The organism is Desulfotomaculum sp. OF05-3 (assembly GCF_003435535.1).
GTDB classification, from domain to species: Bacteria; Bacillota; Clostridia; order Lachnospirales; family Lachnospiraceae; genus Pilosibacter; species Pilosibacter fragilis.
In genome coordinates, this window is record NZ_QWGO01000001.1 from 358,942 (window position 1) to 359,202 (window position 261).

Here is a 261-nt window from a genome sequence, read left to right on the forward strand (position 1 = left end):
CAAGCGTTCCAACAGTAAAGAAAACTGGCCAAAATCGGTGCGTCAGCTGATCTTCAAATTGAGAAGACGGGTAGAAACTGTCTTTTCACAGTTAAGCGGTCAGTTAAATGCAGAAAGAGTACTTGCCAAAAGCTTTCAGGGCTTATGCACCCGTTTGGTTAATAAAGTATTGGCATACAACCTCTGCATTGCATTAAACAGTATTTTCGGTGAAACCTGCGAACTTGGAAAAATCAAAGAACTGATATTCTAAAAAATTTG

1 pseudogene is annotated in these 261 nt (G+C 39.1%); it reads left to right on the top strand.

From position 1 onward, the window contains the following. Window positions 1–253: pseudogene (locus DXA87_RS18305) on the top strand (IS982 family transposase); the annotation flags it as partial. Window positions 254–261 lie beyond the last annotated feature (8 nt).